Origin of the sequence: Rhizobium sp. UBA1881, from assembly GCF_002338015.1 — a bacterium.
Classification (GTDB): domain Bacteria; phylum Pseudomonadota; class Alphaproteobacteria; order Rhizobiales; family Rhizobiaceae; genus Rhizobium.
Map to the genome: position 1 here is coordinate 15,847 of NZ_DDHH01000121.1, position 20,048 is coordinate 35,894.

Consider the following 20,048-nt stretch of genomic DNA (forward strand, 5'->3'; position numbering starts at 1 on the left):
CCGAGCTACATTTTACACGAGATCGAGCGCGCAATCAGGAGCCCTCATGAAACCCGATCTATTTGCATTTCACGTCAGGATAACCGGAAGGGTTCAAGGTGTGAGCTATCGTGCCTGGACGCGCGATCGTGCAATCCAGCTGGGACTGAAAGGCTGGGTCAGGAACGAGAATGATGGATCCGTTTCCTCTCTTATCGTCGGAACATCCACATCGACGTCCGCAATGCTGGAGCTCTTCTGGGACGGGCCACCTGGCGCAAACGTCAGCGGTGTTGATCCGCAGGCGACCGCCGTGGATCGGACACCAAGTGCCTTCCTCATTGTCGCAACGCAATAGGAGGTTCGGCCGACCAGGGAGGCAGCACTGCTTGCTTGCAAGCTCCCTTCGGTCTATGACTTCGCCTTCAAAAGCTAAAATTGGGAGAAGTTCGTGGCGAACGGCACTGTAAAGTTTTTCAACCATGACAAGGGCTTCGGCTTCATCACACCGGATAACGGCGGCCCGGACGTCTTCGTCCACATCTCTGCAGTGCAGGGCGGATCGCTACGAGACGGCCAGAATGTCAGCTACGAGCTGGGTCAGGATCGTAAGACCGGAAAATCCAAGGCCGAAAACGTCCAGCCGGCCTGATCTCGATCGAGGACGCGGGCGATCCTTGAGATCCCCGCGCTCACATCGAAATGAAGATCGAGACCCCTGCATAGATATTTGCCAATTCGACGCACGCAACAGATGGTGCGTGGGATGCGCGCGAACGGTCGAGGAAATCAGAGGCTGGCGCAAGCTCACGGCATTCCGCCGAACTGCCCTTTGCAACGAGTTGAAGCACCGCATGAATCGGCTTCGCAGAAACGTTTGACCGCAACTCCGATTAGATCAGCATGGCTTGGCAACTCGCAACGGGCGGACGCGCACCGAGGCTCGGAGATGTCTGGTTTCTTTGAAGGTGCTAGTTGGTAGGCCGCAAGGCAAGAATGCCACTAACTCCTGCTCGTCAATGACTTTGAACCGGTGGCATTTCATTCGGCAATCGACAGCATCCCGATGGATCGAATGCCGCATCATCGTCCTGAGAACAGGCACTCGCGAAAACCAACCTAAAATCATGAAATCACCTGTCTGAGCGCAGAGGGTGGCAGTCATCTCTTCGCTCACTAGGAGCAAGCGGATCTGGCCATGGTAGGTTCGGTACAGGCTTCAACTTATGCTAGCGATGGATCTCAGCTCGCTGGCCGTTGTAGTCGGAAAGCCGAAGAATTCGAGATAGGCCGGAATTTGCTCGAACAGCATGTCGGTGCCGACCTGGAAGTCGCAGCCGCGGGCACGCGCCACTTCGAGAAACGGCGTGATCTCCTGCTTCATTACAACCTCGCCCACAAAGGTAGAAGACGAAAGCTGCGAGACATCGATCGGCAGCGGATCGTCGCTTTTCATGCCAAGCGGCGTTGCGTTCACCACAATGTCGAACCCTTGGGGATCGCGAGAACCGGCCGCCACCTCAACACCGGGGTAATACTGGCGAATTCGCGCCATCAGACCATGCATGGCCTCTGTGTTCGCATCGAAAACCGCGATCCTGCGGACGGCTGCTGCAGCAAGCGATGCAGCGATCGCCGAACCAACGCCGCCGGAACCGACGACGAGTACATTGGTGTCAGCAACCCGCCTGCCCTTGCGAAGTACGCCACGCACAAACCCTTCCCCATCGAACATGTCACCGATCAGCCGCCGATGTTCGTCAAGGCGGATGGCATTGCAGGCGCCGGCGACCTGGGCACGCGTCGACAGCTCATGAAGAAGGTCCATCGTGGTGACCTTGTGTGGCATGGTGATCAACGCACCATGGATGTTCGAAAGACGAAACACGAGCCTCAGGAAATCCGGAAAGTCCTCCGCTCGGCAGCCCATAGGCACGACGACGGCGTCGATGCCGTGTTTTTCGAAGTAAGGGTTGTAGATCAACGGCGACTTGAAGGTCTCCGTCGGATAGCCCAAATGGGCGATAATCCTGGTGGTGCCCGAAATCATGCTGATGAACTCTCAGTGACGCAGAATTTCACCAAGGAACTTGCGGGTGCGCTCATGCCTTGGATTGCTGAAAAATGTGGCGGGTGGTGCCTCTTCGACGATGGCGCCGCTCGCCATGAAGATGACGCGATCGGCGACCTGGCGGGCAAATCCCATCTCGTGAGTGACGCAGATCATCGTCATTCCCTCCTCCGCCAGTCCGATCATCGTATCGAGAACTTCCTTGACCATTTCTGGATCTAGCGCCGATGTCGGCTCGTCGAACAGCATCACCTTCGGCCGCATGCAAAGCGCCCGTGCAATTGCCACGCGCTGCTGCTGACCGCCAGAAAGCTGTGCCGGATATTTCTCGGCTTGTTCGAGGATCTTGACGCGGTCTAGCAGGGTGCGCGCGCGTTCTTCCGCTTCTGCCTTACCGAGGCCGAGTGCGCGCATCGGCGCCAGCATGCAGTTCTGCAGCACGGTCAGATGTGGAAAGAGATTGAACTGTTGAAACACCATGCCGACATCGCGTCTGATGGCGTCGATATCTCTGGAGCGATGCGCGAGCAACGTGCCGCCGACGCGGATCTCGCCTTTCTCATAGCTCTCCAGGTGATTGATGCAGCGGATCAGCGTAGATTTTCCGCTGCCCGATGGACCGCAGAGTACGATCCGCTCTCCCTGGCGGACATCCATGTTGATGTCGTGCAATGCCTGAAAGGCGCCGTACCATTTCTCGACCTGCGCCAGACGGATCATCGGCTCGGTGGTGGTGGACGTCGTCAACACATTGGTCATCGTTCAAATCTCCAGGACAAGCGTGTGTGCTCAGCGCCCCGACATCGCAAAGCGCCGCTCGAGGCGGGCACCGAGGATCGTCAGCGGGCAGCACATGATGAAGTAGAGGATGCCGACGATGCCAAAGACTGTCAGCGGTTCGAAGATCTGGTTAGAGATGATGTTGCCGGCGCGCGTCAGTTCGGTGAACCCGACAATGGCGGCGAGCGACGTTCCCTTGATAAGCTGCACCAGGAAGCCGATCGTCGCCGGCAGCGAGATGCGGATCGCCTGAGGCAGGATCACGTCCTTCATGCGCGAGACGTATTTGATGCTGAGCGCTTTGGCGGCCTCTGTCTGGCCACGCGGCACGGCCTCGATCGAGCCGCGCCAGATCTCGCCGAGATAGGCACTTGCATGCAATGTGAGACCGATTGCAACCGCGACCCACGCGTCGAGCTTCAGGCCCACTAGCGCCAATCCGTAGTATACGACGAAGAGCTGCATAAGGAGTGGCGTGCCCTGAAACAGGCCGATATAGGCGGCCGTTACCCGTTCCAGAGCCGGCAGACCGCAAGTCCGCAGCAGTGCGACGACGAGACCGCCGATCGAGCCGCAGATGAAGCCAACGACGGAAAGCACTACGGTCCATTTCAAGCCAATCAGCAGGAAGATGAATTCATCGCGACCCATGGGAGCCTCCTACTTGACCGGATAACTGAAATAGCGGGACGAAAAGAGCCCGAAAAGGCGCATCATCACCCAGGAGATCACGAGGTAGAAAACCGTGACGGTGAAATAGACCTCGAAGCTACGGAAGCTTTCAGATTCGATCCGTTGCGAGACAGAGGTCAGCTCGTAGGCCGAGATCGCCGAGGCGATGCTGGTCGACAGTGTCAAAAGTACGAACTGGCTGGTGAGCGATGGATAGATCGCGCGCAGCGCCGGCTTCAGCACGATGAAGCGGAAGACCTGCGCCTTGTGCAGGCCAAGCGCGAGGCCGGCCTCCTTCTGGCCTGCGGGGATGGACTGTACCCCGCCGCGAATGATCTCGATCGCGTAGGCGCCGCCGTTGATGCCGAGCGCGATGATAGCTGTCGGCGTCGGATCGAGCCTGACGCCGGCGAGCGGCAGGGCAAAATAGATGAAGAAGATCTGCACCAGGAACGGCGTATTGCGGATGATCTCGACGAAGCCGATCACCAGCCAGCGCACCGGTTTGAAGGGGGAATCGCGCAGCATGACGCCGCCGATGCCGATCACGATCGCAAGCAGCATGCCCGAGATTGCGAGCAGGAAGGTGCCGAGACAGGCAAGAAGGAGGCTTGGCAATCCATCGATGACGGGCGTGAAATCCAGCGTGTAGTTCATGGTCTTTTTTCTGGCCTTTCCTGTCAGGTCAGCGGCTGCGCGCGACCAGCTGCGTCATGGCCTGGATCGCAAGCTCGTAGCCATCCGCACCGAAACCGATCATGATCGACGTCGCGATCGGCGAGATCAGGGACTTGTGGTAGATACTCTCGCGGGCATGGACATTTGAGATATGCAGCTCGATCTTCGGCGGATCGAAGGTCTTCAGTGCATCGAGAAGCGCGATCGAGGTAAAGGTGAAGGCAGCCGGATTGATGATGATCCCACAAGCCTTCTCGCGCGCCTCATGAATGCTCTCGATCAGTGTTCCCTCGAAGTTCGTCTGGCGAAAATCCACCTCGAAGCCGAGGTCGCGCACCTTGGCCGCACAACGCTGCTCGATCTCAGCGAGCGTCGTCGAGCCATAGATGTGCGGCTCCCGTTGGCCGAGAAGATTGAGGTTCGGCCCGTTTAGTACAAAAATCGTCTTGCTCATCATCGCTCCCGCGTTCGGCGAGACACTCATCGCCGCGGCAAAAGCGGCGGCGGCCGTCTTCAAGACGCCGCCGTCGCACGTCAGGAAAGGCTTACTTTGCAGCGAAGGGAATGCCTTCAAGGCTTGCGGGGAACTCGGGCACGGGAACCTTCATCCACTTGTCGTAGACCTTCTTCAGCTCGCCATTTGCCTTGATCTTGTCGATAAAGGTATTGAGCGATGCGTTGATCTCCTTCTCGCCCAGGCGCGTGCAGGCGCCGTTGTAGAGTTTCTGGAACTCGAGCTTGTTCTCGAATTCGCCGGGACGCGCCTTCTCGACGCGATCCATGTAGAAGATGTTGCCGCCGAGCGCTTCGGCCTGCCCGGAAACCAAAGCCTGGACGCTCGCCGCATCGCCGTCGAAACGGCGAATGGTGGCCGAAGCGGGGGCATTCTTGGTCACCTGCGTATCTTGCGCGGCGCCCTTCGCCACGGAAATGGTCATATTGGCCATGTCGTCATTCGTCTTGATCGACTTATTTTTCGGGCCGATCAGCACGATGGCGTTGGCATTGTAGGGCTGACTAAACTGAACAGCCTTGGCGCGATCGGGCAGCATGGCCATCGTTGCGAAGAGAACGTCGACGCGGCCTGATGTCAGCGCCGGAATGCGGTTGTTGACCTCAAGCGGTACAAATTCGACTTCGACGCCGAGTTCCTTGGCGTAAAGCGCGCCCATATCGGCATCGAAGCCGTCCTGCTTGCCGGCGCTGGTAACGAAGCCCCATGGCGGATTATCGCCCTGGATGCCGACGATGAGCTTGCCGCGAGCTTTGATTTCTTCTGGGGTCACGGCTGCGGCCGGGTGAGCCAGCGCGATGCCGGTCAACAGAGCGGCCGCGCCAAGCATGGCACTGCGACGTGACAACATGGATTTCAACATTTTCTCCTCCTCCTGAATGGTCGTTGCGACCTTACAGCCTTCTTGCTCCTCCGACTGTGAGAGCAAAACTGCCTCACGCAGGTCGAAAAATCAACATAGTTTTTACAAAACGTATGAGACTTCTATTTTCAAACGTTGAATTGAACTTCTCACGACATTCGTCATAATGATGATCACGGCGATATTGGCCAAGGAGGATGAACGAGATGAAGACCTCGATAGCGACGGTTTCGATTAGTGGTGAGCTGCCGGAGAAGCTTGAAGCTATCGCGCGGGCGGGCTTCGATGGCGTAGAGATTTTCGAAATCGACTTCCTGGCCTTTGATGGCAGCCCCGCCGATGTTGGCAAGATGGCCCGCGATCTCGGCCTGAAGATCACGCTGTTCCAGCCATTCCGTGATTTCGAAGGCATGCCGGAACCGCTGCGCAGCCGCACATTCGACCGGGCCGAACGCAAGTTCGACATCATGCAGCAGCTCGGTACGGACCTCGTGCTCGTCTGCTCGAACGTCTCGTCTGCCTCACTCGGCGGTATTGATCGCGCCGCGGCAGACTTCCACGAACTGGGCGAACGCGCAGCAGCACGCGGACTGCGCGTCGGCTACGAGGCTCTGGCATGGGGCCGTCACATCAACGACCATCGCGATGCCTGGGAGATTGTGCGTCGCGCCAACCACGCCAATATCGGCCTGGTGCTGGACAGCTTCCACAGCCTCTCGCGCAAGATTGATATCAATTCCATCCGCTCCATCCCGAAGGAAAAGATCTTCATTGTCCAGTTGGCCGATGCGCCGCAGATCGACATGGACCTGCTCTACTGGTCGCGACACTTCCGCAACATGCCCGGCGAAGGCGACCTGCCGGTGACGGCGTTTACCTCGGCGATCGCCGCGACCGGCTATGACGGCTATTATTCGCTGGAAATTTTCAACGACCAGTTCCGTGGCGGTTCGACACGCGAGATCGCGGCCGATGGCCACCGTTCGCTAATCTATCTGGGCGATCAGGTGCGCCGTAGCCTCGGCAGCGACAACCCGATTGGAAAACCCATGCCGCCCCGCGCCATGGTGAAGGGCGTGGGCTTTGTCGAGTTTACGGCCGATGAAGGCGATGCGGCCGAACTGATCGGCATCCTCGAGGTATTGGGCTTCCACAAGACCGCGAAGCATCGCAGCAAGGAGGTCAGCATCTACGAACAGGGCAGCATCCGCATTCTTGTTAATGTCGACCAGGCGGGCTTCGCAAACGCGGCATACGCCGTCCACGGCACGTTGGCTTATGCCTTCGCGCTTGTCGTGGACGATGCATGGGAGGCCCACCGGCGCGCGGTGGCACTCAATGCCGAACCCTTCCGGCAACCTGTCGCCGAAGGCGAACTCGAGCTACCGGCAATCCGCGGCGTCGGCGGCGGCATCGTCTATCTGATCGACGAAACATCGCCGCTCGGCCGCTTCGCGGAAGTCGACTTCATTCACCTCGATGAACAGCAATCGGCCTCGAGCGCGGGTCTGCTGCGCATCGACCACATCGCGCAGACCGTCGCTTACGACGAGATGTTGACCTGGTTGTTGTTCTACACCTCGATCTTCGCGACCGAGAAGACGCCGATGGTCGATATCATCGATCCCGGTGGCGTCGTGCGCAGCCAGGTGGTCGAGAACGAGGAAGGATCGCTGCGGATCACCCTCAACGGTGCGGAAAACAGGCGGACGCTTGCCGGTCATTTCATCGCGGAAAAGTTCGGCTCGGGCATCCAGCATCTCGCCTTCAGCACCGACGATATCTTCGCCACCGCCGAGGCATTGCGAAAGGCAGGCTTCAAGCCGCTGCACATTTCACCGAACTATTATGGGGACGTGGAAGCGCGGTTCGGGCTGGATCCCGATCTCACCGAGCGGCTGAAGGAACACAACATTCTCTACGACCGCGATGAGCACGGCGAATATTTCCAGCTCTACAGCGGCACCTACGGTGAGGGCTTCTTCTTCGAGATCGTCGAGCGCAAGGGCTATCGCGGCTATGGCGCGGCAAATGCCATTTTCCGCATCGCGGCACTGAAGAAGCAGATGCGCCCGGAGGGCCTGCCGCGCGACAGCGATTAGGCAAGCCGATCAGGCGACGATGCCGCTCTTCAGGATATGCTCGACGCCACTATGCACATGCCGGCGGATCACCGCCTTGGCCTGTTGCGCATCGCGTCGAAGCGCGAAATCGTAGAGCGCCTGGTGATCTTCGACCACCGGCCTGCCGCGGAAACTCTGCGCCAGCATGTGATAGCGCAGGAAACGATCGAACACCGAGGACAGCGTCGCCATCAGCGTCGCGGAGTTGCACGCCGAGACGATCGCCTGGTGGAACTCCCAGTCATAGCGAACCCATTCGATGGTGCGTGAGGCATCGCCGGCGAGAAGCCGCCGTTCCGCAGCCGCGAGCTTGTGATGTGCCGCGACGATCGAGGCCTCCCACTCGAGATCGCCTGCGGCGAACGCGAGATCAAGCGCGTGGGTTTCGAGCACCACGCGGAGATCGGCAAGCTCAAGCAGTTCGCGACGCGAAGCCGGGCTGACCTCGAAACCTTTCTGTCCCTCGGCAACGACAAGATTTTCTGTCGTAAGGCGGCTAAGGATTTCCCGAAGCGGCGAGACGCTGATCGAATAGCGCTCGCGTGCCTGCTCCAGTTTGATCTTAGATCCGGGCGGCAAGATGCCGGAAATGATATCCTGGCGAATCTGCCGAAACACGACTTCGCTGACGGTTTCGGCCGTCTCCCCCGTTTTCTTCAGCATTGCGTTGCCTGGGCTCCAGTCGCGATGATTTGGTAAATCATACAGCAAAACGCCTTTCCTATGTCTTTCTTAAATATGGCAGACAACAGGATTTCAGCATCTGTGACAATGAGGTAACGTGCTGGGAGGTAATGTGCGGGCTACAGTTCGCATCCAGATATTAGAGCATCGTGATGTTGCAGCAGACAGTAAACGAGACCATCGCGGAGAGCAGCTACCGCCGCATCCGTGCCGACATCATCTTCGGCCGGCTCGCACCGGGCCAGAAACTGAAACTGGATGCCCTGAAGGAATCCTACGACACGTCGATCAGCACACTGCGCGAGATCCTCAACCGTCTTTCCTCGGAGGGGCTGGTACTGGCGGAGGGCCAGCGAGGGTTCCAGGTGTGCCCTGTCTCGGTCACCGACCTCAAGGAGATCGCCGCCTTGCGGCTGCTTCTGGAGACGCATGCGCTCGAGCAGTCCTTCGCGCAAGGCGACATGGAGTGGGAAGCGCGCCTCGTATCGGCCCACTATAAGCTCGCCAGCTTGGAGCGGCTGATGGCGACCGGTGATGCCAGCCGCGCCGAAGACTGGAAGCGATACGACTGGGAGTTTCACCAGGCGCTGATTTCGGCCTGTGGCTCGAAGCTTCTGATTGAGACGCACTCGGTCATCTTCGACAAGTATCTGCGCTATCAGATGGTCGCTCTATCCTATCGAGGCGACGTGGCGTCTCGGGAGCATCAGGCGCTCCTTGATGCCGCCCTTGGACGCAATGCCGATGCGGCCAAGCAAATCCTTGCCGCGCATATCGAAGGCGGTGTCGAGCATGCGTTGGCGCGCGGTCTGCTCAAGCAGAATAGCTGAGCCTCAGACCAGAATTCCGCTCAGCTCGGCCTTTATCCGCAGCAACGCCGGCAGATAACGTGATACCATGGTGTGCATCGGCTCCTCCGTTGCCGCCAGACCGACATTAAGCGCCGCCAGCGTCTGCCCGCGAGCGCCGACCAGCGGGACAGCAATCGACCTCAGGCCGATCTCGACCTCCTGGTCGATAAAGGCGTAGCCGGCGGCCTTCACGTCCTGAAGGATGCGTTGGAGTTCTGCCACATCTGTCTGCGTTTTCGGCGTGCGCTGTGCAAGTTGTCCGGCCGACAACAGTTCCAGCGCACGTTCCGACGGAAGTGCTGCCAAGAGAACACGTCCCATCGACGTGCAATAGGCGGGGAGCCGTGACCCTGGCATCAGAGCGATCGACATGACCCGGCGCTGGGAGGCGCGCGCCACGTAGACGATCTCGGCATCATCGAGAATTGAGACCGAGGTGCTTTGCCCGACCTCTTCCGACAGCAGGTCGAGCCATGGCTGGACGATGCGTGGCAGCGGCATTGACGCCAGGCATCCGGTGCCAAGCCGCAAGACGCGTGGCGTAACCGTGAAATACTTGCCGTCATAGGCGCAGTAGCCAAGTTCGGCCAAGGTCAGAAGGCATCGCCGTGTCGTGGCGCGGTCATACCCGGATATGTCGGCGGCCTCTGAGATGCTGAGACGCGGGTGCTCGGCGGTGAACGCCTCGACCACCTTCAGCCCCTTGGCGAGGCCACCCATGATGTCACGCTCCTTCACCTGCATGTGCCGTCTCCAATGTGCGATATTCGAACAAATATTACATACCGCACAAACTCGATTGCCGTCCACATCTCGCTCCCCTACAAATGACGCGCTGCCGGTGACAGGCGGCGATGGAGGCTCAATGGACAAGACAGTGCGAAGCGCGGCCGAGGCGGTTGATGGGATTGGCGATGGAGCGGTCGTGATGATCGGCGGTTTCGGTGGCTCGGGTGCCCCCATCGAATTGATCCACGCCCTCATCGACAAGGGGCCACGGAACCTGACCGTCATCAACAACAATGCCGGAAATGGACGGATCGGTATCGCGGCGATGATTGATGCGGGCATGGTCCGCAAGATGATCTGCTCCTTCCCCCGCTCTTCCGATCCCCGCGCCTTCACAGACCGATATCTAGCCGGTGAGATCGAGCTGGAGCTTGTTCCGCAGGGTACACTTGCCGAGCGGATCCGCGCCGGCGGCGCCGGCATCCCGGCATTCTACACGCCAACAGGCTATGGCACTGAACTCGCGCAAGGCAAGGTCATCGCCGAGTTCGACGGTCGACCCTATGTGCAGGAGCGCTGGCTGAAGGCTGATTTCGCGATCGTTAAGGCGCGTGTCGGCGACACGCACGGCAACCTCACCTATCGCAAGGCCGGACGTAACTTCAATCCGCTGATGTGCATGGCGGCCGCGCAGACAATTGTTCAGGTTTCGAGCCTTGTGGCCCCCGGCGGCATCGATCCCGAGCAAGTCGTAACGCCCGGCATCTTCGTCGATCGCGTCGTCGAGATTGCCGATCCCAGACAGGAAGAAGAGTTGATCCGCGAGGGAGCAACACGCCCATGAGCAACGACAACAAGCTTTCGAACGCGCAGATCGCATGGCGGGCAGCACAGGACATTGCTGACGGCGCCTATGTCAATCTGGGCATCGGCTTTCCCGAGATGGTGGCGCGCTACCAGCCGCCCGGTCGGCAGGCGATTTTTCATACCGAGAACGGTATTCTCGATTTCGGGGAGGCGCCGCTGGCGGGCGAAGAGGACTGGGATCTGATCAACGCGGGCAAGCGCGCCGTAACCCTGAAGCCTGGCGCCGCTTTCTTTCACCACGCCGACAGTTTCGCGATGGTGCGTGGCGGTCATCTTGATGTCGCAATCCTCGGTGCCTACCAGGTTGCTGAGACGGGTGACCTCGCCAACTGGCGCGTGGGTTCGAAGGGCGTACCCGCCGTGGGCGGCGCGATGGACCTCGTGCATGGCGCCCGACAGGTTTTCGTCATCACCGAACACGTGACCAAGAATGGCGAGCCGAAACTCGTCGAAAAATGCACCTTCCCGCTGACCGGCGTCGGCTGCATCACCCGCGTCTATACCAGTCACGCGGTGATCGACATCACGAATGGCCGTTTCGTTCTCCGGGAAAAGCTGCCGGATCTGGCGCTCGAGGATCTGCAAGCTATGACTGGCGCACGACTTCATATAGACGGGCCAGTCGTGGATTTGATCGTACCGAAGCTTTCGGGAGGTGACGCATGACCGAAGCCTATATCTGCGACTATATCCGCACGCCGATCGGCCGCTTCGGCGGCGTGCTCGCCTCCGTCAGAGCCGACGATCTAGGCGCGGTCCCTCTGCGAGAGCTGATTGCACGCAACGCCTCGGTGGATTGGGAAGCGGTGGACGATGTCATCTTCGGCTGCGCCAACCAGGCCGGCGAAGACAATCGCAACGTTGCCCGGATGTCCCTCCTTCTTGCCGGCCTGCCGGCAAGCGTACCGGGCACGACGATTAACCGGCTTTGCGGATCGGGGATGGACGCGATCATTGCGGCTGCGCGGTCAATCAAGGCTGGCGAGGCTGAACTGATGATCGCTGGCGGGGTTGAAAGCATGTCGCGCGCGCCCTTTGTCATGCCCAAAGCGGATACGGCTTTTTCACGCCATGCCGAAATTCACGACACGACCATTGGCTGGCGCTTCGTCAACCCTCTCATGACGGAGCTTTATGGCGTCGATTCCATGCCCGAAACCGGCGAGAACGTCGCTGAAGACTATCGTGTCAGCCGGCAGGATCAGGATGCCTTCGCGCTGAGGTCCCAGGACAAGGCGGCGGCGGCGCAGCAAAACGGCAGACTTGCGAGGGAAATCGTCGCGGTTTCGATCCCGCAGCGCAAGGGCGAGCCTGTCGTCTTCGATCGGGACGAGCATCCTCGCGCCACCACGCTCGAGGCGCTGGCCAAGCTCGCGACACCATTCAAGCGCGAGGGCGGAACCGTCACCGCGGGCAATGCATCGGGCGTCAACGACGGCGCCGCAGCGCTGATCATCGCTTCGGAAACAGCCACCAAGAAATACGGCCTGACACCGATCGCCCGCATTCTCGGTGGGGCATCAGCCGGTGTGCCCCCTCGCGTCATGGGCATCGGCCCGGTGCCGGCTTCGCAAAAGCTGATGGCTCGGCTGTCGATGACCCAGCAACAATTCGACGTCATCGAACTCAACGAGGCTTTTGCCAGCCAGGGCCTGGCGGTGTTGCGCCAACTCGGCATCGCCGACGACGACCCGCGCGTCAACCGCAACGGCGGCGCCATTGCACTCGGCCACCCGCTCGGCATGTCGGGCGCGCGCATCACAGGCACGGCGGCCTTGGAGATGGCAGCAGGCGGGGGGCGCTTCGGCCTTGCAACCATGTGCGTCGGCGTCGGCCAGGGAATTGCGATCGCGTTGGAGCGCGTATGACGCGCCATCGCGTTATGGGAAGAGGACGCTGGGAGGCCACATGCGTACCAAAATCGCCATCATCGGCTCGGGGCCGGCAGGGTTGTTGCTCGGCCAGCTACTGACCGAAGCCGGCATCGACAACATCATACTCGATCGTGTGGCAAAAGATTACATTTTGCGCCGTGTGCGGGCGGGTGTGCTGGAGGAAGGCACCGTCGGCCTTATGGACAGGGCGAAATCGGGCGCCCGCATGCATGCCGAAGGGCTGCTCCATGATGGCTTTTCTCTCGCCTTCGATGGCCGCGACCATCGCATTGATCTCGTTGACTTGAGCGGTGGAAAGCGCGTGATGGTTTATGGCCAGACGGAGCTGACCCGCGACCTGATGGCACACCGCGAGGCAAGCGGCGCGCCGTCCATCTACGAGGCGGCCAATGTCACGCCGTACGATTTCGACAGCGATACTCCCTACGTAACCTATGACAAGGATGGGCTTACTCATCGCATCGACTGCGATTTCATTGCCGGATGCGACGGTTTCCACGGCGTGAGCCGCAAGGCGGTGCAAGAGCGGTCAATCCGCACCTTCGAAAAGATCTATCCCTTCGGCTGGCTCGGCATTCTGGCCGATGTCGCACCTGTCAGTCACGAGCTTGTCTACGCCAACCATCCGCGCGGCTTTGCGCTCTGTTCGATGCGCTCGCAGACGCGCAGCCGCTATTACATCCAGGCTCCGCTCGATGAAAAAATCGAAGACTGGAGCGACGAGCGCTTCTGGGACGAGCTTCGCCGCCGCCTGCCCGCACACCATGCCGAAGCGCTGCAGACCGCCCCGTCCTTCGAAAAGTCGATTGCCCCGCTTCGCTCCTTCGTGGCCGAGCCCATGCGTTTTGGCAGGCTGTTTCTCGCTGGCGACGCGGCCCATATCGTCCCACCGACAGGCGCCAAGGGCCTGAACCTTGCGGCCAGCGACGTGCACTACCTGTTCTCAGGCCTTTCGGAATATTACGTGGAGCGTTCGCGCGCCGGGATCGACGCCTATTCGCAACGGGCGCTGTCGCGTGTCTGGAAGGCAGTCCGCTTCTCCTGGTGGATGACGACCATGTTGCATCGTTTCCCTGATACTGACGACTTCGGCCAGAAGATCCAGGAAGCGGAACTCGACTATCTCACGCATTCCAATGCCGCAGCGACGGTACTGGCCGAAAACTACGTAGGATTGCCGTTTTAAGCGTCCAGCTTTGAGCTGGGTACGCCGGAAGCCACCTCCATGGCCGCCTCACGAATGGTCTGCATCAGGATCGAAAGCGGCAGCGACGGGACAGCGTCGTTGCGCATGGTCAGCCCCACGGGACCCTTGGTTTCGCTTGTGTCGATCGGCAGCACCGCCAACGCGCCATCCTCGATGTCGCTGGCAACGACACCGGCGGAGATGATCCAGATGGCATCGCTTGCGCGCACGAAGGCGCGGCCAAAGCTGTCAGAAACCGTTTCGATCTGGTTTGGAAGGCTAGGTACACCGTTGGCGATCAGCAGCCCCTCGACGAATGGGCGGATGATCGAGGCACGGGTCGGCATAAGGACCGTGTAGTCACTGAGTGCATTGAAGTGCGACTGCCTGGCCTTCATCAGTGGATGGCCGGCTCGCACAGCGAAGACCACCTGTTCCGAGTAAAGATGCTCGAAAGAAAATCCGGTCATCTTTTCCGGCCCGGCGAGACGCCCCACCACAAGGTCGAGATCGCCGACGCGAAGCTGCTCAAGAAGCACGGCATTCTCGCCGGTGACGATCTTCAGGCGGCTCCAGGTGTTCTCCTTCAAAAACAGTTGCATCGCCCGTGGCATGATCCTCGTCGATACCGTCGGCAAGGCCCCGATGCGGATCGGAGGCGCGTCGCCGATCCGCTCTTGCGTGACCGAATCAAGCCCCTGCCGCAGCGCCGTCAGCGCCGCGCCGGCGTGTTTCAGGAAGACCTCGCCGTATCGCGTGATCTTGATGCCGCGGCCGTCGCGCTCGAAGACTTCGACGCCCAGCACGCCTTCAAGCTCTCGGATTGTCTTGGTCACGGCGGGTTGGCTGACATGCAGCAGCTCTGCCGCTTTCATCACGCTTTTCTGGCGCGCGACCTCGACAAAGGTTTGCAGATGGCGGAACTTTATACGGCTGTCGATCATCTCTTACATAACTCTGAAGTTATAGGATCGCCACGAAATATCATTTTACCTAACCAGATTAAACATTCAATTTCCTGTCAGGAGGAGTTTTCAGTGCAGTTTGCCCGCGTCAACGACATCGCGATCCACTACCAGGTTATCGGCGGACCGGCCGACAAGCCGGTTCTTGTCTTTGCGAATTCGCTTGGCACCGATTTCCGCATCTGGCGCGACGTGATTGTCCGGCTGGCAGGCGATTTCGCCATTCTGCTCTACGACAAGCGCGGCCACGGCCTCTCAGATGTCGGCCAGACGCCCTACACGATCGAGGACCACGCATCGGACCTGATCGGCCTCATAGAAACGCTTGAGATCAAGAAGGCCATCATTTGCGGCCTCTCGGTCGGCGGGTTGATTGCCCAGTCGCTTTACCGGCAGCGGCCTGATCTCGTCAGCGCTCTCATCCTCTGCGACACCGCCCACAAGATCGGCACCGCCGACACCTGGAACGCGCGCATCTCGGCCATCGCACAAAATGGCATCGACAGCATGTGCGATGCCATCATGGAGCGCTGGTTCACACCGGCTTTCCGCCGCCCCGAAAACACGGCCTACAACGGCTACTGCAACATGCTCGTCCGCCAGCCGGTGGCCGGCTACGTCGCGACGTGCGCCGCCGTGCGTGACGCCGATTTTACCGAAGTGGCGAAGACCATTGCAGTACCGACAATCTGCATCGTTGGCGATCAGGACGGCTCGACGCCGCCCGACCTTGTCAAATCGCTGGCGCAATTGATTCCCAACGCCCGCTACGAGATCATCCGTGACGCCGGCCATATTCCCTGCGTCGAACAGCCCGAGGCGCTGACGGCGGTGATCCGCGCATTCATCGATTTCGCATTAGATGGAAAAACTCATGAGTGACACTCCGCTTGCCTCCGAGCGCTACAGGCAAGGCATGGCGACCCGCCGCGCCGTTTTGGGCGATAACCATGTCGATCGTGCAGAAGCCGCCTCGACGGCATTCGACAAACCGTTTCAGGACCTCATTACCGAGGCCGCCTGGGGCCACGTCTGGTCGCGCCCGGGACTGACCAAGCGCGAGCGCTCGATCGTCACGATCGCGCTGCTCGCGGCACTTGGGCAGGACGACGAGGTGGCCATGCACGTGCGCGCTACCGCCAATACCGGGGCCAGCCGAGACGATATCTGCGAGGCGCTGCTGCACGTCGCCATCTATGCCGGCGTCCCAGCCGCCAATCACGCGATCAAGATCGCCAAGCAGGCCTTCGAACAGATGGACGCCGAAAAGGCGGCTTGAGAGGAAGTCATGTCCGAAATACCGAACCGCAAGCCCGAGACGGGCGCCTTCTTCGCCCGAGATCTCAGCTGGCATCCGCCAGCCTATGCGCCCGGCTACAAGACGTCCGTCCTACGCTCGCCGAAGCGCGCGCTTCTCTCGCTCGATGGCACGATCTCGGAGATCACGGGGCCTGTCTTCGGCCACACGATGATCGGCGAACTCGACAACGACCTGCTTCACAACTTCGCGAAGCCTGGCGAGAGCGCCATCGGCGAACGCATCATCGTCCATGGTCAAGTGCTCGATGAACGTGGACGGCCTCAGGCCGGTGTGCTGGTCGAGTTCTGGCAAGCGAATGCCGGCGGGCGATACCGCCACAAGAAGGAAAGCTACCTGGCGGCGATCGATCCGAATTTCGGCGGCTGCGGGCGCGCAATTACCGATGAGGACGGCCGCTATTGCTTCCGCACGGTGAGGCCCGGCGCCTATCCATGGCCGAACGGCGTCAACGACTGGCGCCCGGCGCATATCCACTTTTCGATATTCGGCCACGGTTTCTCGCAGCGCCTGATCACCCAAATGTACTTCGAGGGCGACCCGATGATCTGGAAGTGTCCGATCGTCGGCACCATCCCCGACAAGGCCGCCATCGAACAGCTGATCGCGCCGATGGATTGGGGCAACACCATCCCCATGGACAGCCGAGCCTACAGGTTCGACATCGTGCTGCGCGGGCGGCGTTCGACGATGTTCGAAAACAAGCTGGAGGGCAACTGATGGCCCAGGAATTGCGCTATCTCAAGGAAACGCCGTCGCAGACGGCTGGCCCTTACGTCCATATCGGCTTGACCCCGAACTTCTGCGACATCGGGGGCGTGTACGAACGCGATCTCGGCGTCGCGATGGTCAACGACAAGACAACAGGCGAGCGGATCACCGTCACCGGCCGTATTTTCGATGGGGCGGGCGCGCTGGTGCGCGATGCCGTCATCGAGATCTGGCAGGCTGACAGCGCCGGGATCTACAATAGCCCGTCGGAAATGCGCGGCGCCGCCGATCCGAATTTTACCGGCTGGGGCCGATGCCCCACCCGTGCCGAGGATGGCGTCTTCAGCTTCGATACCGTGAAGCCGGGGAAGGTCCCCTTCAAGGACGGGCGCAGGCAAGCGCCGCATATCAACTTCTGGATTGTCGCGCGCGGCATCAATATAGGCCTGCAGACACGCATGTACTTCCCTGAGGAAACCGAGGCGAACGGCGCCGACCCGCTGCTTCAGCGCATCGAACACAGGGATCGCATCGCAACGCTTATTGCCGCACGCGATGGTTCTACCTATACGTTCGACATCCGGCTGCAGGGAGAAAACGAGACCGTTTTTCTCGACATCTGACGACGGTGGGGAACGGGTCATTCCGCATCCACTGATGACCACGAACGATGAGACGACACATGGGCGCGACTGCCTTCGACCATCCATTTCTTTCCGGCCTTGTCGGCGACGAGGAGACATCGGCCTGGTTCACGGCCGAAGCCGATATTCGCGCGATGCTGCATTTCGAGGCGGCACTTGCGCGCGCCGAGGCAATCCATGGCGTCATCCCTGAGCCTGCCGCGCAGACGATTTGCGCCGCCTGCGCCGCCTTCAGCACTGACCTTCCCGCTCTTCGCGCCGCTACTGCCCGCGACGGCGTCGCCGTTCCCGAACTCGTTCGCCAGCTGCGCGCCGCCATCGGCGACGCGTCCCCTCACGTCCATGTCGGCGCCACCAGCCAAGATGTCATCGATAGCAGCCTGATGTTGAGGCTGAAGCCCATCGCATTCGTTCTCGCAGCCCGTCTGGCGGCACTTGAACTGCGTTTCGCGGAGCTCCATCAAGCCTTCGGCGACAGGCCGCTGATGGGCCGGACCCGCATGCAGGCGGCAATTCCCATCACTGTCGCCGACCGGCTGCGCGCATGGCACGCGCCTCTGCGCGGCTACCGCGAGACACTGACTGCGCTGCGCTTTCCCCTGCAGTTCGGAGGGGCGGCCGGTACGCTCGATAAACTCGGCGAAAAGGCAGCAACGGTGCGGAGCTCGCTGGCACAAGAGCTTGGTCTCGTCGATATCCAGCAATGGCAGAGCCAACGCGCCGTCATCGCGGAATTTGCCGGTCTGCTCACGCTGATTTCGGGCAGCCTCGGCAAGTTCGGCCAGGACGTCGCGCTGATGGCGCAGGCCGGAGACGAGATCGGCCTGACGGGTGGCGGTGCGTCATCCGCCATGGCGCACAAGCTGAACCCTGTCGCGGCCGAGACGCTGGTAGCACTGGCGCGCTTCAACGCGACACAGATATCCGCGATCCACCATTCGATGGTGCATGAACAGGAGCGCTCCGGTGCGGCCTGGACGCTCGAATGGCTGGTCCTGCCACAGATGGCAATTTCCACGGGTGCCGCGCTGCGGCTGGCGCACGAACTTGCGGGCAATCTAAGCCGCCTGGGATCCGCTGATCCATAACCCACAGGACATGACTTGAGGCCTTTATTTCATTTTACATTACCGTTTTGCATGACAAACTGGCCTGAAAACCAAGGCGTTGGAGTCGCCTAAAAGGGAGAGAGAAAGAATGAGGAAGCTGCTTCTGGCCGCTGCGGCGGCCCTGCTCATGGGTTCGGGCGCTTATGCCGACACGATCAAGGTCGGCGTAGTGGGGCCGTTCTCCGGTCCGTTCGCCTTGCAGGGCAAGAATTTCAAGGCCGGGATCGACGCCTACATGGCGACCAACGGAAACAAGGTCGGCGATAACACGGTCGAGATCATCTATCGCGACCTCCCGGCCGCCGACCCCGCGCAGTCGAAGTCGCTCGCCCAGGAGCTGGTGGTCAAGGAAAAGGTCCAGTATCTGGCTGGCTTCTATTTCACCCCTGATGCGATGGCCGTCACGCCGATCCTGAAGCAGGCCAATACGCCGCTGGTGGTCATGAACGCTGCGACCTCTGCTATCGTCACAAAGAGCCCGCTGGTCGTGCGCACCTCGTTTACCACTTGGCAGACATCGACACCGATGGCGCAGGTTGCCTTTGACAAGGGCGTCAAAAAGATCATCTCGGTAGTCAGCGACTACGGACCAGGCGTCGACGCCGAAAACGCCTTCAAGGCGGGCTTTGAGAAGGCGGGCGGCGAAGTCGTCGAGGCGATCCGCATGCCGCTTGCGACCAACGATTTCAGCCCGATCATGCAGCGCATCAAGGATTCCGGCGCCCAGGGCGTCTTCGCCTTCCTGCCGTCAGGCCCGACGACGCTCGGTTTCGTCAAGGCCTATAACGAGAACGGGCTGAAGGGCGCCAATATCCAGCTCTTCGCCCCCGGCGACCTGACGCAGGAATCCGATCTGCCGGCGCTCGGCGATGCGGCACTCGGCATGCTCACCACCTTCCACTACGCTGTCTCGCACGATTCCCCTGAGAACAAGGCTTTCGTCGAGGCGGCCAACAAGGCGATCGGTAACCCGGCGGAACTCACCTTCCCTGCTGTCGGCGCCTATGACGGCATGCATGTCATCTACAAGATGATCGAAGCGACCGGCGGCAAGCAGGATGCGCAAAAAGCTGTCGACGCGGTCAAGGGCCTTACCTGGACCAGCCCGCGCGGTCCTGTTTCCATCGATCCCGAGAGCCGCCACATCACGCAGAACATCTATCTGCGCGAGGTTGCCAAGGGTGACGACGGCAAGTTCATCAACAAGGAAATCCAGACCTTCGAGAAGCAGGGCGATCCGGGCCTTGCTGCTATGAAGTGAGCAACGCAGCCGGCGGGCCTTTGCGTCCGTAGCCCCCTCACCATACCCTCTCCCCGCTGGGGAGAGGAGAACGAGTGGCTAACTCAGAAATCCCTTCTCCCCTGGGGAGAAGGTGCGGGCAGGCGGATGGGGCCCGCGGGCGCCTCGCT

General features: G+C 60.4%; 24 protein-coding genes. 15 read left to right on the top strand and 9 right to left on the bottom strand.

Annotated elements, in window-relative coordinates; all coding sequences use genetic code 11:
• The first annotated feature begins 46 nt into the window (after positions 1-46).
• From B3605_RS14970 to B3605_RS14980, 3 genes are all read left to right on the top strand, one after another.
• Positions 47-337 carry an acylphosphatase gene (locus B3605_RS14970; protein WP_296434787.1) on the top strand — a complete coding sequence of 97 codons (291 nt, stop codon included), beginning with the start codon at positions 47-49 and terminating at the stop codon, positions 335-337.
• 93 nt (positions 338-430) lie between these two features.
• Positions 431-631 carry a cold-shock protein gene (locus tag B3605_RS14975; RefSeq protein ID WP_112943077.1) on the top strand — a complete coding sequence of 67 codons (201 nt, stop codon included), beginning with the start codon at positions 431-433 and terminating at the stop codon, positions 629-631.
• Complete coding sequence (locus B3605_RS14980) at positions 561-860, top strand: DUF1289 domain-containing protein (RefSeq protein WP_296434790.1); 300 nt, start codon at positions 561-563, stop codon at positions 858-860. Before B3605_RS14975 ends, B3605_RS14980 begins: the two co-directional genes overlap by 71 nt.
• A gap of 338 nt (positions 861-1,198) precedes the next feature.
• Here the strand turns inward: B3605_RS14980 and B3605_RS14985 are convergent, their stop codons facing one another.
• The 6 genes from B3605_RS14985 to B3605_RS15010 form a co-directional block, all read right to left on the bottom strand.
• Complete coding sequence (locus B3605_RS14985) at positions 1,199-2,029, bottom strand: shikimate dehydrogenase family protein (RefSeq protein ID WP_296434792.1); 831 nt, start codon at positions 2,027-2,029, stop codon at positions 1,199-1,201.
• Positions 2,030-2,041: 12 nt separating this feature from the next.
• On the bottom strand, positions 2,042-2,770 hold the full coding sequence (locus B3605_RS14990) for an amino acid ABC transporter ATP-binding protein (protein ID WP_112943178.1): 729 nt from the start codon (positions 2,768-2,770) through the stop codon (positions 2,042-2,044).
• Positions 2,771-2,839: 69 nt separating this feature from the next.
• Positions 2,840-3,481, bottom strand: coding sequence for an amino acid ABC transporter permease (locus tag B3605_RS14995; protein WP_296434794.1), 642 nt, complete (start codon positions 3,479-3,481; stop codon positions 2,840-2,842).
• A gap of 9 nt (positions 3,482-3,490) precedes the next feature.
• Entirely contained in the window at positions 3,491-4,159 is a 669-nt protein-coding gene (locus B3605_RS15000) for an amino acid ABC transporter permease (protein ID WP_112973660.1), read from the bottom strand.
• A gap of 28 nt (positions 4,160-4,187) precedes the next feature.
• The gene (aroQ, locus tag B3605_RS15005) at positions 4,188-4,634 is read right to left on the bottom strand and encodes a type II 3-dehydroquinate dehydratase (protein WP_112943179.1); all 447 of its coding nucleotides are present in this window, start codon (positions 4,632-4,634) and stop codon (positions 4,188-4,190) included.
• Positions 4,635-4,725: 91 nt separating this feature from the next.
• Positions 4,726-5,556: a transporter substrate-binding domain-containing protein gene (locus B3605_RS15010; protein WP_112943082.1), complete on the bottom strand. Its 831-nt coding sequence runs from the start codon at positions 5,554-5,556 to the stop codon at positions 4,726-4,728.
• A 206-nt stretch (positions 5,557-5,762) separates the two neighbouring features.
• On the opposite strand from B3605_RS15010, the gene B3605_RS15015 reads away from it, so the two are divergent.
• A complete protein-coding gene (locus tag B3605_RS15015; RefSeq protein WP_296434798.1) occupies positions 5,763-7,658 on the top strand; it encodes a bifunctional sugar phosphate isomerase/epimerase/4-hydroxyphenylpyruvate dioxygenase family protein in 1,896 nt (631 codons plus the stop codon).
• Positions 7,659-7,667: 9 nt separating this feature from the next.
• Here the strand turns inward: B3605_RS15015 and B3605_RS15020 are convergent, their stop codons facing one another.
• A complete protein-coding gene (locus B3605_RS15020; protein ID WP_112973661.1) occupies positions 7,668-8,342 on the bottom strand; it encodes a GntR family transcriptional regulator in 675 nt (224 codons plus the stop codon).
• A gap of 173 nt (positions 8,343-8,515) precedes the next feature.
• On the opposite strand from B3605_RS15020, the gene B3605_RS15025 reads away from it, so the two are divergent.
• The gene (locus B3605_RS15025; protein ID WP_112973662.1) at positions 8,516-9,193 is read left to right on the top strand and encodes a GntR family transcriptional regulator; all 678 of its coding nucleotides are present in this window, start codon (positions 8,516-8,518) and stop codon (positions 9,191-9,193) included.
• Positions 9,194-9,196: 3 nt separating this feature from the next.
• Here the strand turns inward: B3605_RS15025 and B3605_RS15030 are convergent, their stop codons facing one another.
• On the bottom strand, positions 9,197-9,958 hold the full coding sequence (locus B3605_RS15030; RefSeq protein WP_112943086.1) for an IclR family transcriptional regulator domain-containing protein: 762 nt from the start codon (positions 9,956-9,958) through the stop codon (positions 9,197-9,199).
• 121 nt (positions 9,959-10,079) lie between these two features.
• Between B3605_RS15030 and B3605_RS15035 the strand changes: the two genes are divergently transcribed.
• Genes B3605_RS15035 through pobA form a run of 4 tightly spaced genes read left to right on the top strand, consistent with a single transcriptional unit; the run spans position 10,080 to position 13,891 of the window.
• On the top strand, positions 10,080-10,787 hold the full coding sequence (locus B3605_RS15035) for a 3-oxoacid CoA-transferase subunit A (RefSeq protein ID WP_296434851.1): 708 nt from the start codon (positions 10,080-10,082) through the stop codon (positions 10,785-10,787).
• Complete coding sequence (locus B3605_RS15040) at positions 10,784-11,476, top strand: CoA transferase subunit B (RefSeq protein WP_296434801.1); 693 nt, start codon at positions 10,784-10,786, stop codon at positions 11,474-11,476. The genes B3605_RS15035 and B3605_RS15040 overlap by 4 nt, the downstream gene beginning before the upstream one ends.
• On the top strand, positions 11,473-12,678 hold the full coding sequence (pcaF, locus tag B3605_RS15045; protein WP_296434802.1) for a 3-oxoadipyl-CoA thiolase: 1,206 nt from the start codon (positions 11,473-11,475) through the stop codon (positions 12,676-12,678). The genes B3605_RS15040 and pcaF overlap by 4 nt, the downstream gene beginning before the upstream one ends.
• Positions 12,679-12,718: 40 nt before the next feature.
• On the top strand, positions 12,719-13,891 hold the full coding sequence (gene pobA, locus B3605_RS15050; protein ID WP_296434805.1) for a 4-hydroxybenzoate 3-monooxygenase: 1,173 nt from the start codon (positions 12,719-12,721) through the stop codon (positions 13,889-13,891).
• Here the strand turns inward: pobA and pcaQ are convergent.
• A complete protein-coding gene (gene pcaQ, locus B3605_RS15055) occupies positions 13,888-14,835 on the bottom strand; it encodes a pca operon transcription factor PcaQ (RefSeq protein ID WP_296434807.1) in 948 nt (315 codons plus the stop codon). The genes pobA and pcaQ overlap by 4 nt on opposite strands.
• Positions 14,836-14,928: 93 nt before the next feature.
• Here pcaQ and pcaD point away from each other — a divergent pair, with 93 nt between their 5' ends.
• The 6 genes from pcaD to B3605_RS15085 all read left to right on the top strand — a co-directional run bounded on the left by pcaD (position 14,929) and on the right by B3605_RS15085 (position 19,899).
• On the top strand, positions 14,929-15,738 hold the full coding sequence (gene pcaD, locus B3605_RS15060) for a 3-oxoadipate enol-lactonase (RefSeq protein ID WP_296434809.1): 810 nt from the start codon (positions 14,929-14,931) through the stop codon (positions 15,736-15,738).
• A complete protein-coding gene (gene pcaC, locus B3605_RS15065; RefSeq protein ID WP_112943093.1) occupies positions 15,731-16,135 on the top strand; it encodes a 4-carboxymuconolactone decarboxylase in 405 nt (134 codons plus the stop codon). Before pcaD ends, pcaC begins: the two co-directional genes overlap by 8 nt.
• Positions 16,136-16,144: 9 nt before the next feature.
• A complete protein-coding gene (pcaH, locus tag B3605_RS15070) occupies positions 16,145-16,894 on the top strand; it encodes a protocatechuate 3,4-dioxygenase subunit beta (RefSeq protein WP_112943094.1) in 750 nt (249 codons plus the stop codon).
• A complete protein-coding gene (pcaG, locus tag B3605_RS15075; RefSeq protein WP_296434812.1) occupies positions 16,894-17,508 on the top strand; it encodes a protocatechuate 3,4-dioxygenase subunit alpha in 615 nt (204 codons plus the stop codon). Before pcaH ends, pcaG begins: the two co-directional genes overlap by 1 nt.
• 59 nt (positions 17,509-17,567) lie before the next feature.
• A complete protein-coding gene (locus B3605_RS15080; protein ID WP_296434813.1) occupies positions 17,568-18,617 on the top strand; it encodes a 3-carboxy-cis,cis-muconate cycloisomerase in 1,050 nt (349 codons plus the stop codon).
• Between the two features lie 109 nt (positions 18,618-18,726).
• Positions 18,727-19,899 carry an ABC transporter substrate-binding protein gene (locus B3605_RS15085; RefSeq protein ID WP_112973671.1) on the top strand — a complete coding sequence of 391 codons (1,173 nt, stop codon included), beginning with the start codon at positions 18,727-18,729 and terminating at the stop codon, positions 19,897-19,899.
• Positions 19,900-20,048 lie beyond the last annotated feature (149 nt).